Genomic DNA, 13,058 nt, shown 5'->3' with positions numbered 1-13,058 from the left:
CCGATCAAATCCGATTAACCGATAAACGGTTTACATTGCAGCGCAGCAATTTCTGAACCGATTTTCAGTTAAGACTCTCGAGCCGGGGCATGCGCTGCTGGCGCCGGTGACGCCGGACCACCGAGTAAATCAATTTAACGTCTTACCGGACCGGGTGAAGAGGCGCGAAATCACGTCCCGATCGCGACCGCGCGAACGCTGAAACAGGACCCGCATACAGCGAGACAAAGCAGGAGAACCGGCTCGCGCGATGCGAAACGAGACCAGATCGCAGGCCTGACACCGTATTCGGCGTGTCATCAACATTTTGGGAATAGGGGATGGTGCCCGAGGGCGGATTTGAACCACCGACACAGCGATTTTCAATCGCTTGCTCTACCAACTGAGCTACTCGGGCGCTTCGCGTCTGATTTCCAGGGGAGGACGTTGCCGTCTTCAGTAGGAAAACCGTGCGAATGCCGGCCTTATAGAGAAGGCCGGAAAGCCTGTCCAGCGCATTCGAAGCGAAATTATCGGAACCGGGGAAAGCGCTGGTAAAGTCGGGTTTTTCAGGAGCTGCAGCATGCAGATCCTACCTTTCCACGACCTCGCAATGGCTGGCCGGGCCGACAGGATGACCAGTCTTGCCGCCGAGCGCTGCGAGCGTGCGACAATTGCGCAGCCGCAGAGAATCGGTCGACCGACAGCACGTGGATGGGCGAATCGCGGACACGGTCTCCTGTCCCATCGAAACGGTCCTGCGTTTCGGCCGGTCTTGATCGGAGACATCGGCCACTGTCCCGCATAGAGGCCCTCCACCATCCTCTGACGAACCATTCGCATCCGTCGAGCCGATCATTGCGTAGCTGCGGGCGAAGCGTGGCCATGAGGGTCGCGCCTTACTCCGGAGGAGGACCTCTCGATGAAAGCCTTTCTGAAAAACTCGCTGATCGCCGTCTCGCTCGCGATTGCCGCCGCGCCGGCGGCCTATGCCCAGAACCCCACGGTCGGCGGCGCACAGATGCCGTCGAACCGGAACATCGTCGAGAACGCGTCCAACTCGCCGATCCACAAGACCCTCGTTGCGGCCGTGAAGCAGGCGGGCCTCGTCGACACGCTCGCCTCCCCCGGACCCTTCACCGTGTTCGCGCCCACCGACGATGCATTCGCGAAGCTCCCCGCCGGCACGGTGGAGACGCTGATGAAGCCGGAAAACAAGGCTCAGCTGACGAAGATCCTCACAGCCCATGTCGTCGCCGGTGATATGTCAGCCGGGCAGATCCTGAAGCGCGCCAACGACAATGGCGGCTCCTACAAGATGAAGACCGTTTCGGGCGATACCATCACCGCCATGCCGGAAGGACCGGGCCTCGCACTGATGGACGAGAGCGGCGGCAAGGCCGTGATCACCATCCCGGATGTCGATCAGTCGAACGGCGTGATCCACGTGATCGACAGCGTTCTCCTGCCGAAGTAAGCGGCGCGTCCCGACGATAGACTCGAACGACAACAGCCCCGGTCGCGCGCTGCGACCGGGGCTGTGCGGCATAAGCGGCGGCAGTCGCCGTCAGATATCGAGATTGGCGACGCTCAGGGCGTTGTCCTGAATGAACTCGCGGCGCGGCGCGACCTCGTCCCCCATGAGCTGGGCGAAGAGGTTGTCCGCATCCGTCGCATCCTGAACCTTCACGCGCACGAGGGTTCGGGCGTCCGGGTCCAGTGTCGTCTCCCAGAGCTGATCGGAATTCATCTCGCCCAGACCTTTGTATCGCTGGGTCGAAATGCCCTTGCGCCCGACTTCAAACACGGTGATCAGAAGCTCGAGAGGCCCTGCGATATCGCGAACCGTATCCTTCCGGGCCAGGGTCGGGACCGCGCCGTCATAGACTTCGCCGAGGCGCGGCGCATACCGCATCAGGGCAAGCGCATCGCCCGAATGCAGGAGGTTGGCGTCCAGGGTCTGAACCTCCGAGACGCCGCGCACGGTGCGCACGAACCGGTATCCGCCGTCCACCGCTTCGCCCGACCAGCCTCGCTCGGTTTCATCGGCGATGAGATCGAGACGTTCCGCGATCCGCCGCGCCGTCGCCGGCCCATCCTGCGGATGGTCTGCGACTTCGGGAGACAGCGCACCGAGGATCGAGGCCTGCTCGACGACCGACCGGTCATAACGCGAGTGAAGACCGTTCAGAAGGTTGCGAACTCCAAGGGCGTCGTCGACCACCGTTCGAAGATCGCGGCCGGTGCGAACCTCACCCGTGGACAGGGTGAGGGAGGCGTCGTCCAGGCCGCCCTCGATGAGATAGTTCTCGAGCGCCTTCTCGTCCTTCAGATACTGGCTCTGCTTTCCGCGCGTCACCTTATAGAGCGGCGGCTGGGCGATGTAGATGTGACCGCGCTCGATGAGCTCCGGCATCTGGCGGAAGAAGAAGGTGAGGAGCAGCGTTCGGATATGGGCGCCATCGACGTCGGCATCCGTCATGATGATGATCTTGTGGTAGCGCAGCTTTTCCGCGTTGAACTCGTCCTTGCCGATCGACGTTCCGAGCGCCGTGATCAGCGTGCCGATCTGATCAGAGGAGAGCATGCGGTCGAAGCGCGCGCGCTCCACGTTCAGGATCTTGCCGCGCAGCGGCAGGATCGCCTGATTCTTGCGTGAACGCCCACCCTTGGCCGATCCACCCGCCGAGTCGCCCTCGACGATGAAGATCTCCGACTTGGCCGGATCGCGCTCCTGGCAGTCGGCGAGCTTGCCGGGCAGCGAGGTGATGTCGAGCGCACCCTTGCGGCGCGTGAGTTCGCGGGCCCTGCGAGCAGCATCGCGTGCGGCTGCCGCTTCGACGACCTTCGCGATCACCGTTCTTGCATCCTGCGGATTCTCCTCGAACCATTCCGAAAGCGCCTGGCTCACGAGGTTCTCGACCACCGGGCGCACTTCCGAGGAGACCAGCTTGTCCTTGGTCTGAGAAGAGAATTTCGGATCCGGCACCTTCACCGACAGGATGCAGGACAGCCCCTCGCGGCAGTCGTCGCCGGTAAGCTGAACCTTCTCCTTCTTCAGGAGGCCGGAGGTTTCCGCATAGCCCGTGACCTGACGCGTGAGCGCGCCGCGGAAGCCGGCGAGATGGGTGCCGCCGTCGCGCTGGGGAATGTTGTTGGTGAAGCAGAGGACGTTCTCGTTATAGGCGTCGTTCCACCACATCGCGACTTCGACGGTGATCCCGTCCCTCTCGCCCGACAGGGCGATCGGGGCCGGAATGATCGGCTTCTTGGCACGGTCGACATAGCGCACGAAGGCTTCCAGTCCGCCCTCGTAGAACAGCTCCACCCGCTTCTCGTCTGCCGGCCTCTTGTCCGTCAGGATGATGCGGACCCCGGAATTGAGGAAGGCGAGTTCCCGCAGGCGATGCTCCAGCGTCGCGTAATCGAAGGAGGTCACACCCTGGAACGTGTCCATGGAGGGCATGAAGGTGATCTCGGTTCCGGTCTTGCCTTCCGAATCGCCCACGACGGCAAGCGGGCCGTCGGCGACGCCGTGGCTGAAGGACATGGCGAAGACCTGGCCCTTCTGCCTGATCTTCAGCCGGAGCCAGACCGAAAGCGCATTGACGACCGAGACGCCAACGCCGTGCAGACCACCCGAGACCTTATAGGAATTCTGGTCGAATTTTCCGCCAGCGTGCAGCTGGGTCATGATGACCTCCGCCGCCGAAACGCCCTCGCCCGAATGGATGCCGGTCGGGATCCCACGCCCGTTGTCCGAAACGGAGCACGACCCGTCGGCATTGAGGGTCACGGTGACGAAATCGGCATGGCCGGCCAGCGCCTCGTCGATGGCGTTGTCCACGACCTCGTAGACCATGTGGTGCAGACCGGATCCGTCGTCGGTATCGCCGATATACATGCCGGGCCGTTTGCGCACCGCATCGAGGCCCTTCAGAACCTTGATGGAGTCGGCGCCATATTCGGCGGGCAGGCCGGCGGACAGATCGTTGGCTGCGGACATGATGTTCCTTGTATTCCTCGATGGGCGCACTGACCCTCGGACGATGCGCGCCCGGGCGATGAATCGCCTTCTACGATGCCTAATATATAAAGACTGAGGCCTTCAGATGAAAGCGCTTGAAGGCAACGACTGCTCCCCGAACGCTTACCATTGCCCCCTGTCGCGGGGCCTCACCGATTTCATCGCATAGCGGCATGGGAAAACGACGCACGGGCAGACCCTCGCGTTGCCCTAGTGTTCTCGTTCCATGGCGACTAATTACCCCTCATGACCGATCGTGACGAATCGAAGACCGGCCCGAGGGCCGGCGGCATCGCGGCCCGCGCCATGGCGGCAAGAGGCGCGAGCGCCCCGGACTATGTGAGCGGACTCAATCCCGAACAGCGGGCAGCCGTCGAGACGACGGAGGGCCCCGTTCTCGTCCTGGCAGGCGCCGGCACGGGCAAGACGCGCGTCCTGACGACGCGGATCGCCCATATTCTCGCGACCGGCAAGGCCTGGCCCAGCCAGATCCTCGCCGTCACCTTCACCAACAAGGCGGCCCGCGAGATGAAGGTGCGGATCGGCATGCTCGTCGGCGGTCAGGTCGAAGGCATGCCCTGGCTCGGCACCTTCCACTCGATCGGCGTGAAGATGCTGCGCAAGCACGCCGAGCTCGTCGGGCTGAAATCGAACTTTACGATTCTCGATACGGACGACCAGATCCGTCTCATCAAGCAGCTGATCCAGGCCGAGAACCTCGACGACAAGCGCTGGCCTGCGCGCACCTTCGCCAACATGCTGGACGGCTGGAAGAACAAGGGGCTGGAGCCGCGCAACATCGCCGAGGGCGACGCACGCGCCTTCGGAAACGGCAAAGGCCGCGAGCTCTATCAGGCCTATCAGGACCGGCTGAAGAGCCTCAACGCATGCGATTTCGGCGACCTTCTGATGCACCCGATCGCGATCTTCCGGCACCATCCGGACATTCTTGCGGAGTATCACCAGCGCTTCCGCTACATTCTGGTGGACGAGTATCAGGATACGAACGTCGCCCAGTATCTCTGGCTGCGGCTGCTTGCCCAGCGGCCGGAACGGGACGGCGAGCGCCAGGCGGTCAACATCTGCTGCGTCGGCGACGACGACCAATCGATCTATGGATGGCGCGGGGCGGAAGTCGACAACATCCTGCGCTTCGACAAGGATTTCCCGGGCGCCACCGTCATTCGCCTGGAGCGCAATTACCGCTCGACCGGCCACATTCTCGGGGCCGCCTCGCACCTCATCGGACATAACGAGGATCGTCTCGGCAAGACGCTCTTCACCGATCACCCCAATCCGGACGATCCGAAAGTGGAGGTGAATGCCGGCTGGGATTCGGAGGAGGAAGCGCGCGCGGTCGGCGAGGCGATCGAGGATCTCCAGCGCCGGGAAAACCACAATCTCAACGATATGGCGATCCTCGTTCGCGCATCCTTCCAGATGCGCACTTTTGAGGACCGGTTCGTCACCATGGGGCTGAACTACCGCGTCATCGGTGGACCCCGCTTCTACGAACGGCTCGAGATCCGCGACGCCCTCGCCTATTTCCGCTGCGTTTGCCAACCCGCCGACGACCTCGCCTTCGAGCGCATCGTCAACACGCCCAAGCGCGGCCTCGGCGACGCGACCATCCGCCTTCTCCACGACTATGCCCGCGCCAAGGGCGTTCCGCTGATCGCGGCGGCACGGCAGATCGTCGAGACGGAGGAGCTGAAGCCGAAGCCCCGCAACACGCTGCGCCGCGTGGTCGCCGATTTCATGCGCTGGTCCGAACTTCTCGGAACCACCAAGCACACCGAGCTTGCCGAACAGATCCTCGAGGAGTCCGGCTATAGCGAGATGTGGCAGAATGATCGGTCGGCCGAAGCGCCGGGCCGGCTCGAGAACCTGAAGGAGCTCATCCGCTCCATGGAAGAGTACGAGTCCCTTCCCTCCTTCCTCGAACACGTCGCGCTCGTGATGGATGCCGAGCAGAATGCGGAAATGGATGCGGTCTCCATCATGACGCTTCATTCGGCGAAGGGTCTCGAATTCGAGACGGTCTTCCTGCCGGGTTGGGAGGAAGGTCTCTTTCCCCATCAGCGCTCGCTCGACGAAGGCGGCCGCTCGGGCCTCGAGGAGGAGCGGCGCCTCGCCTATGTCGGCATCACGCGCGGAAAGCGGCGGGTGAAGATCTGGTTCGTCTCCAACCGCCGCATTCACGGATTGTGGCAGACCACGATCCCATCGCGTTTTCTCGACGAACTTCCCGAAGCCCATGTGGACGTGATGGAGGCGAACACCTCCTATGGCGGATATGGCGCCGGCGGCTTCGGCAATTACGGGGCTTCGCGCTGGGACGGAGCGGCCGCCTTCAACGAGGGGGCCTACAGGACACCCGGCTGGCGGCGGGCCCAGGCCGCGAAGGAAGATGGTGGCAACGGGACTGCGGGATGGACCGGCGGGCGAACGCGCGAGATCACCTATGAGGGCGGCGAGGCATCGGGCGGCCGTGCGGGCCGAGGTCACAACCAGCCGCCGCGCGCAGGTCTCGGGCTCTATTCGTCCGCCAAGCGCGGCGGACCGCGCGAGATCGAGGGCGAGCTCGTCGCCAAATCGGTCGCCGATCACGAGAGCCCGTTCTCGGTGGGCGATCGGGTGTTTCACCTGAAATTCGGTAATGGCACCGTCGCACTCGTCGATGGGAACAAGCTGACGGTCGACTTCGACAAGGCCGGCCAGAAGCGCGTCCTCGAGAGTTTCCTGCAAGCGGTCTGATGTCACGCTACAAGTGCGGCTCCACGACCGCGCCGCCGCGAGATCGCCCTCCCCCAGACATGCGACAGCCGGCGCGGTTCCCCGCGCCGGCTGTTTCGTCAGGATATCGATAGAGTTCGACGCGCGCCGATCAGGCGACCGGCGGAATGTCGAACTTCAACGGCTTGGCGGACAGGATCTCCTTGTGCGCCCGCACCTCGTCGAGAACCTCGTTGCTGACCGGCGAGTCCACGTAGAGAAGCGCGATCGCGTCGCCGCCCGGGCGGTTACGGCCAAGCTGGAAGTTCGCGATGTTGACACCCGCCTTGCCGAAGACCGTTCCGAGAAGACCGATGATGCCGGGCGCGTCGTTATTGGTCGTATAGACCATGTGCTCGCCGATCTCGGCATCGATATTGATGCCCTTGATCTGGATGAAGCGCGGCTTGCCATCGGAGAAGACGGTGCCGGCGACCGAGCGGGTCTGCTTCTCGGTGACGACCGTGAGCTTGATGAAGCTGTCGAACACCCCCGACTTGTCTCGCTTGGCCTCGGTGATCTGGATCCCGCGCTCGCGCGCCATGATCGGCGCAGAGACCATGTTGACGTCGGCCACCTGACTGCGGATCAGACCGGCGAGAACCGCGCTCGTGAGCGCCTTGGTGTTCATATCCGAGACAAGTCCGTCATAGACGATCTCGACGGAGCTGATCGCCTCTTCCGTCACCTGTCCAGCAAACGCCCCGAGGCATTCGGCAAGTTTCACGAACGGCGTCAGGATCGGGGCTTCCTCGGCGGTGATCGACGGCATGTTGATCGCGTTCGAGACGGCGCCGCGCGTCAGATAGTCGGCCATCTGCTCCGCTACCTGAAGCGCCACATTCTCCTGCGCCTCGGTGGTCGAAGCGCCCAGATGCGGCGTGCAGACGACGTTCTCGATGCCGAAGAGCGGTGACTCGGTGGCCGGCTCGGTCTCGAACACGTCGATTCCCGCACCGGCGACCTTGCCGGACTTCAACGCTTCGGCGAGATCGGCCTCGACGATGAGGCCGCCGCGCGCGCAGTTGACGATGCGAACGCCGTCCTTCATCTGCGCGAGCGCATCCTTGTTGATCATGCCGCGCGTCTTGTCGGTCATCGGCGTGTGCAGCGTGATGAAGTCTGCGCGCTTGAAGAGATCATCCAGCTCGACCTTTTCGATCCCGAGTTGCGTCGCCCGTTCCTGGGAGAGGAACGGATCGAAGGCGATGACGCGCATCCGAAGGCCCACGCCGCGCTGGGCGACGATCGAGCCGATATTGCCGCAACCGACGACGCCGAGGGTCTTGCCCGTGACTTCGACGCCCATGAAGCGGCTCTTCTCCCACTTACCGGCCTGGGTCGAGGCATCGGCGGCCGGGATCTGGCGGGCGACGGCGAAGATCATCGCGATGGCGTGCTCGGCCGTCGTGATCGAATTGCCGAAAGGCGTATTCATCACGATGATGCCCTTCTTGGAGGCGGCCGGGATGTCGACATTGTCGACGCCGATGCCCGCGCGGCCGACGACCTTCAGCCGGCTCGCGGCCGCGATGATCTTCTCGGTGACCTTCGTCGCCGAGCGGATGGCGAGGCCGTCATACTGATCGATGACCTCGAGAAGCTTGTCCTTGTCCTTTCCGAGGTTCGGCTGGAAATCGACCTCGACGCCGCGATCGCGGAAGATCTGGACGGCGGTTTCGGAAAGCTTGTCGGAAACGAGTACGCGGGGTGCCATGGGATGGTGTCCTGTTCGCGAGGATGAGGCGCTGCCGCTCACGGCGCGCTCGAAAAATGGGAAGATCGGGATCGTGTTGGCCTGACCCGCGACCTCGGCCGAGCCCCGCGCGTGGCGGATAATCTCTCGTCCGAGGCGAATGGCCGGGTTCGGCAGCGGTGCCGGTGACGGTTCCGGCCTTCGATGGCCGGAACCGTTCAAGCTTGAGACGAGCCGTTTCAGGCCGTCTTGAGCTTGGCCTTCTGGGTTTCGAAGGCCCAGCCGATCCAGGGCATCAGGGCCTCGACATCGGCCGTCTCGACGGTCGCGCCGCACCAGATCCGCAGGCCCGGAGGCGCATCGCGATAGGAGCCGACATCGAGAGCCACGCCCTCTTCCTCGAGGAGCTTCGTGACGCCCTTCGCGAACGCGGCCTGATCATCGGCCGAAAGCGCCGAAACCTCGGCGTCGGTGAAGGACAGGCAGACCGAGGTGTTCGAGCGGATCGCTTCGTCGCGGGCGAGGAAGTCGACGAACGCGTTCGCTTCGACATAGTCCGCGACGGCCTTCAGATTGGCATCGGCGCGCGCCTTCAACGCATCGAGACCACCGAGGCTCTTGCCCCATGCGAGAGCGTCCAGATAGTCCTCGACGCAGAGCATCGAAGGCGTATTGATGGTCTCGCCCTTGAAGATGCCCTCGATCAGCTTGCCGCCCTTTGTCATGCGGAAGATCTTCGGCAGAGGCCAGGACGGCGTGTAGCTTTCGAGCCTCTCCACGGCGCGCGGCGACAGGATGAGCATGCCGTGAGCGGCTTCCCCGCCCATGACCTTCTGCCAGGAGAAGGTCACGACATCGAGCTTGTCCCAGGGAAGATCCTGCGCGAAGGCCGCGGAGGTCGCATCGCAGATGGTAAGCCCTGCGCGATCGGCGGGGATCATGTCTCCGTTCGGCATCTTCACGCCCGAGGTGGTGCCGTTCCAGGTGAACACCACGTCGCGATCGAAATGGACCTTGGAGAAATCGACGATCTCGCCGTAACCCGCTTCGAACTTGCGGACATCGGAGAGCTTGAGTTGCTTGACCGCATCGGTCACCCAGCCGGAGCCGAAGGACTCCCAGGCCACCACGTCGCAGCCGCGCTCGCCCAGAAGCGACCACATCGCCATTTCGACGGCGCCGGTGTCGGAGGCCGGAACGATACCGATACGATAGTCGGCAGGAACGCGAAGAAGTTCGCGGGTCTCTTCGATCGCCTGGGCCAGCTTGTTCTTGCCGATCTTGGCGCGGTGGGACCGGCCGATGGCCGCGTCCTGGAGCGCTTCCAGGCTCCAGCCCGGCCGCTTCGTGCAGGGGCCGGAAGAGAAACGGGGATTGGCCGGACGCAGATCCGGCTTCGCATGCGTTGTCATATCTTGACTACCCTCTCAGATAGGCGCGCCTCGTTGGGGAGGCGTGTCCCACTGGCGGCGATATGACGTTCGCTCGAGAAGGTCAAGCAGGTGAGCCGAACTTATAAAGTTCGTTCGCGCCGGCCCGGCATCACCCGAGCGCGGCGCGATCCGCTCGTTCACGAAGCGGGCCCCGATTCGCCGAGGCCCGTCGCCCTCGCCTACCAGAGCGAATAACGGACGCCGGCCTGGATCGTATGGCGGGCGAAGCCGTCGTCTTCCGCGCTCGATCCGACGACGCCCGGATTGGTGGATTCGAACATCGTGCCGCCTGCGATATCGGTATAACGGTAACCGGCATCGAGCTTGAGGTTCTCGCTGATGTCGTAGGAGATGCCGGCCATGAGCGAATAAGCGAATCGCCAGTCGTCGCCGCCTTCGTATCGCGCATTGTAGGTGTAGAGGTTCGGCACGCAGGCACCGCCGTCATAGGAGCAGACGGACGAGCCGACGAAATCGTCGTACCGCACCTGAACCGCACCCACGCCGCCGCCGACATAGGGCGTGAAGCCCGCGATGGTTCCGAGGTCCACATAGGCGTTCGCCATGAGTTCGATGGCATCGGCATCGCTCGAGAATTCGGATCCGCAATCGAGGAGAGCGGGGTTGAACTCGGTATTGAAGAACTTCGCCTGCGCAGCCGCGCCGTCGAAGCAGGCTTCGGTGCGGTCGTGGCCGCTCACATCCAGCTTGTAGTAGCGCGCGGTCAGATCGCCGCGAAGCCAGTTGGTGAACTGGTAGCCCATGCCGACGCCGAACTCGGCGTTGTCGTCCAGGCGGAAACCATCGTGCCCGGCGTCGAAGCTGTCGTACTGGAAGCGCGAGAATCCATCCCGGAACCCGTTCGGGTAGCGGACGAAGTCAGGCCGCCGCTCGCGATAGGACGCGTCGAGATCGCCGTTGAAGCCGTAGCCGACATCGCCTCTCAGATACCAGCCATTGCCGATCTCGACGGGCTGAAGTTCCGGGGCCGTGTCGTAGATCGCCGTCTCGTAGGCGGGCGTCGCATAGATGGGCGGAAGGTCCGCCGCGACTGCGGATGAGAGCGGGAAGAGCGATACGCCCGCGAGCATCGCGAGACCGAGTTTCGAGCTCATCGTCATGTCGATCGACCTCAATAGGAAGTTGGCTCGCCGCTTGTTCGAGCAGCGTTCGAAGACGACGATGAGTGAAAAACGTTAAGAGGTGATTAACCCTGTTCTTTAACCTGCGGCGGGCCGAAGGGTTAAGGCAAGCGGGAGCGGCGCCTCTCGAAGGCGGGGGGCCTGCGATCGCGTTCGATGTTCGCCATCCGGCAGGAACCGGGTTCGGACGCCCTGAGGATGTCCGGCGCTTCGCGGCCCCCGCGACCTTGCACGAACGAAAGAAGCCCCGGCTCTTTCGAACCGGGGCCTTTCTTCACAACTGCGCTTCGGACAGCGGATTACTTGTAGACGGCGATTTCCTGGATCGGAGCCGGCTCGGCGTAGAGCGGTGCAGGTTCCGCGAAGGCGACCGGCACCGGCGCCTTGCCGAAGCCGCCACCACCGAACTCGTAACGCACGCCCGCCCGGACGGTATGGATGTCGAAGCCGTCGTCGCGGCCCTGAACACCCGTGAAGCCGAGAGCGATATCGTCCGGATCGTAGCCGAACGCGTCGCCGCCGCGGACATGGGTCCACTTGTAGCCGGCATCGAGCTTGAGGGAGGAAGTGAGATCGAAGCTCACGCCGGCGCCGAGGCCGTAGGCGAAGCGCCAGCTCGACTTGCCTTCATGGGTCCGGGTCTCGTCGCAGATGCTGGCTTCGAAGCCGCCGCCGCATTTGAACGTGTTCTTCAGGTCGTCATAGGCGACATGGGCGGCACCGATGCTGCCCGTGACATACGGAGTGAACATGCCGTAGGTGCCGAGATCGGCATGGGCATTGGCCATCAGAAGCCAGACATTGGTCTTCGACGTGTCGTCATAGCGGCAGAGATCGGACGGCAGGTCGACGCAGTTCGAGGAACCGCGCAGGTCGCGGCTCAGATAGTCAGCCGTGAAATCCATGCGTGCGAATTCGTTGAACCGGTAACCGACACCACCGCCGACGATGAAGGCGTCGTCCACGTCGACCGTGTCGTAGGTGTAGGACTGGGCGAAGAACTTCTGCGGCGGATGCGGCAGATGATAGTCGTCGGGATGGACGTAATGGACCGGTGCATTGTAGCGCCCATGCGTCGTCTCGCTGAAGGCATATCCGACGTCACCGCGAATATACCAGCCAGCGGTCGAGACAGGCACGGGCACCGGTGCGGGAGCGACGTAGATCGGCTCCTCGATGATGTCCGCAGCCTGGGCCGAACCCTGGGCGATCGTCATGGCACCCAAAGCCGCGACGGTGGTCAGAAGGATTTTTTTCATTGCGATTATCCCCGCGTCAACGGCCACGGCGGGCTGAGTGCATCCGTTAGCCTTAACAGGGACAGTAAATCGACGAGGTTAACACACGGTTACATGCCGGATGCCCGCACGACGCGAGCGCATTCGTGCCCGCGCCCGGGATCGATGCCGGATTTCGGTCCTCTACTTGATGAGCTTTCGCAGAAGAGACCAGAAACTGAACGTGGTCCGATTGTAGATCCGGTTATAGAGCGCGCGTTTCGGATCCGTCAGCCACCCCCATCCGCGGGGTGCCTTCACACCGAGATTGTGGCGAACATACCGGGCGGGCGAGGTGCGCGCGGCGATACTCTTGCGGATCGACGGCTTGCGCATTCCGAACTTCATGGATCGATCTCCCATCCGAATGACCGGCGATCGCACCGGCATCTCACTCTACCACTCGCGCGCCGGACGTGAACGACGAAGTTTCTAGACCCTCGGTCTCCTCGCGAGCACCCGCATGTGTGGCCCGAATGACACGGCTAGGGCCGTATCGACAGAGGAGCCCTGTCAGCGCGCGATCCCTCGGATCGGACAGGTGCCGAGAACCCGAACCGGCTTCGGACCGGATGCCGGTTCCGATCCTTCGCCCTCGGCACGAACATGTCCGCTGACGCAAAGGCACCCGCCGGGTCGTTCGAAGCGCATCATCGCCCCTCGCGGCCCTTCCGGGGATTTGCAAGACGCGTGCAAACGGTTACCACCGCGGCCAGTTCGCATCCAAAG

8 protein-coding genes and 1 tRNA gene are annotated in these 13,058 nt (G+C 63.3%); 2 read left to right on the top strand and 7 right to left on the bottom strand.

What is annotated here, in order from left to right:
* Positions 1-321 precede the first annotated feature (321 nt).
* Positions 322-397 (bottom strand) — tRNA-Phe (locus DYI37_RS01435).
* A 504-nt stretch (positions 398-901) separates the two neighbouring features.
* Here DYI37_RS01435 and DYI37_RS01430 point away from each other — a divergent pair.
* A complete protein-coding gene (locus DYI37_RS01430; protein ID WP_116681407.1) occupies positions 902-1,456 on the top strand; it encodes a fasciclin domain-containing protein in 555 nt (184 codons plus the stop codon).
* A gap of 90 nt (positions 1,457-1,546) precedes the next feature.
* Here the strand turns inward: DYI37_RS01430 and gyrB are convergent, their stop codons facing one another.
* Complete coding sequence (gene gyrB / locus DYI37_RS01425) at positions 1,547-3,985, bottom strand: DNA topoisomerase (ATP-hydrolyzing) subunit B (protein ID WP_116681406.1); 2,439 nt, start codon at positions 3,983-3,985, stop codon at positions 1,547-1,549.
* Between the two features lie 267 nt (positions 3,986-4,252).
* Between gyrB and DYI37_RS01420 the strand changes: the two genes are divergently transcribed.
* The gene (locus DYI37_RS01420; protein WP_116681405.1) at positions 4,253-6,763 is read left to right on the top strand and encodes an ATP-dependent helicase; all 2,511 of its coding nucleotides are present in this window, start codon (positions 4,253-4,255) and stop codon (positions 6,761-6,763) included.
* A gap of 130 nt (positions 6,764-6,893) precedes the next feature.
* Here the strand turns inward: DYI37_RS01420 and serA are convergent, their stop codons facing one another.
* From serA to DYI37_RS01395, 5 genes are all read right to left on the bottom strand, one after another.
* Positions 6,894-8,498: a phosphoglycerate dehydrogenase gene (serA, locus tag DYI37_RS01415; RefSeq protein ID WP_116681404.1), complete on the bottom strand. Its 1,605-nt coding sequence runs from the start codon at positions 8,496-8,498 to the stop codon at positions 6,894-6,896.
* Between the two features lie 218 nt (positions 8,499-8,716).
* The gene (locus DYI37_RS01410; RefSeq protein ID WP_116681403.1) at positions 8,717-9,889 is read right to left on the bottom strand and encodes a phosphoserine transaminase; all 1,173 of its coding nucleotides are present in this window, start codon (positions 9,887-9,889) and stop codon (positions 8,717-8,719) included.
* 200 nt (positions 9,890-10,089) lie between these two features.
* Positions 10,090-11,025 (bottom strand): outer membrane protein, encoded by a 936-nt coding sequence (locus DYI37_RS01405; RefSeq protein WP_245413723.1) that lies wholly within the window; start codon positions 11,023-11,025, stop codon positions 10,090-10,092.
* Between the two features lie 326 nt (positions 11,026-11,351).
* Positions 11,352-12,311 (bottom strand): outer membrane protein, encoded by a 960-nt coding sequence (locus tag DYI37_RS01400; RefSeq protein ID WP_245413722.1) that lies wholly within the window; start codon positions 12,309-12,311, stop codon positions 11,352-11,354.
* 162 nt (positions 12,312-12,473) lie between these two features.
* Positions 12,474-12,677 (bottom strand): hypothetical protein, encoded by a 204-nt coding sequence (locus DYI37_RS01395; RefSeq protein WP_116681402.1) that lies wholly within the window; start codon positions 12,675-12,677, stop codon positions 12,474-12,476.
* Positions 12,678-13,058: the final 381 nt, after the last annotated feature.

The sequence above is a fragment of the Fulvimarina endophytica genome (assembly GCF_003403015.1).
Classification (GTDB): Bacteria; Pseudomonadota; Alphaproteobacteria; order Rhizobiales; family Rhizobiaceae; genus Fulvimarina; species Fulvimarina endophytica.
This window is presented reverse-complemented; position numbering and strand designations above follow the sequence as displayed.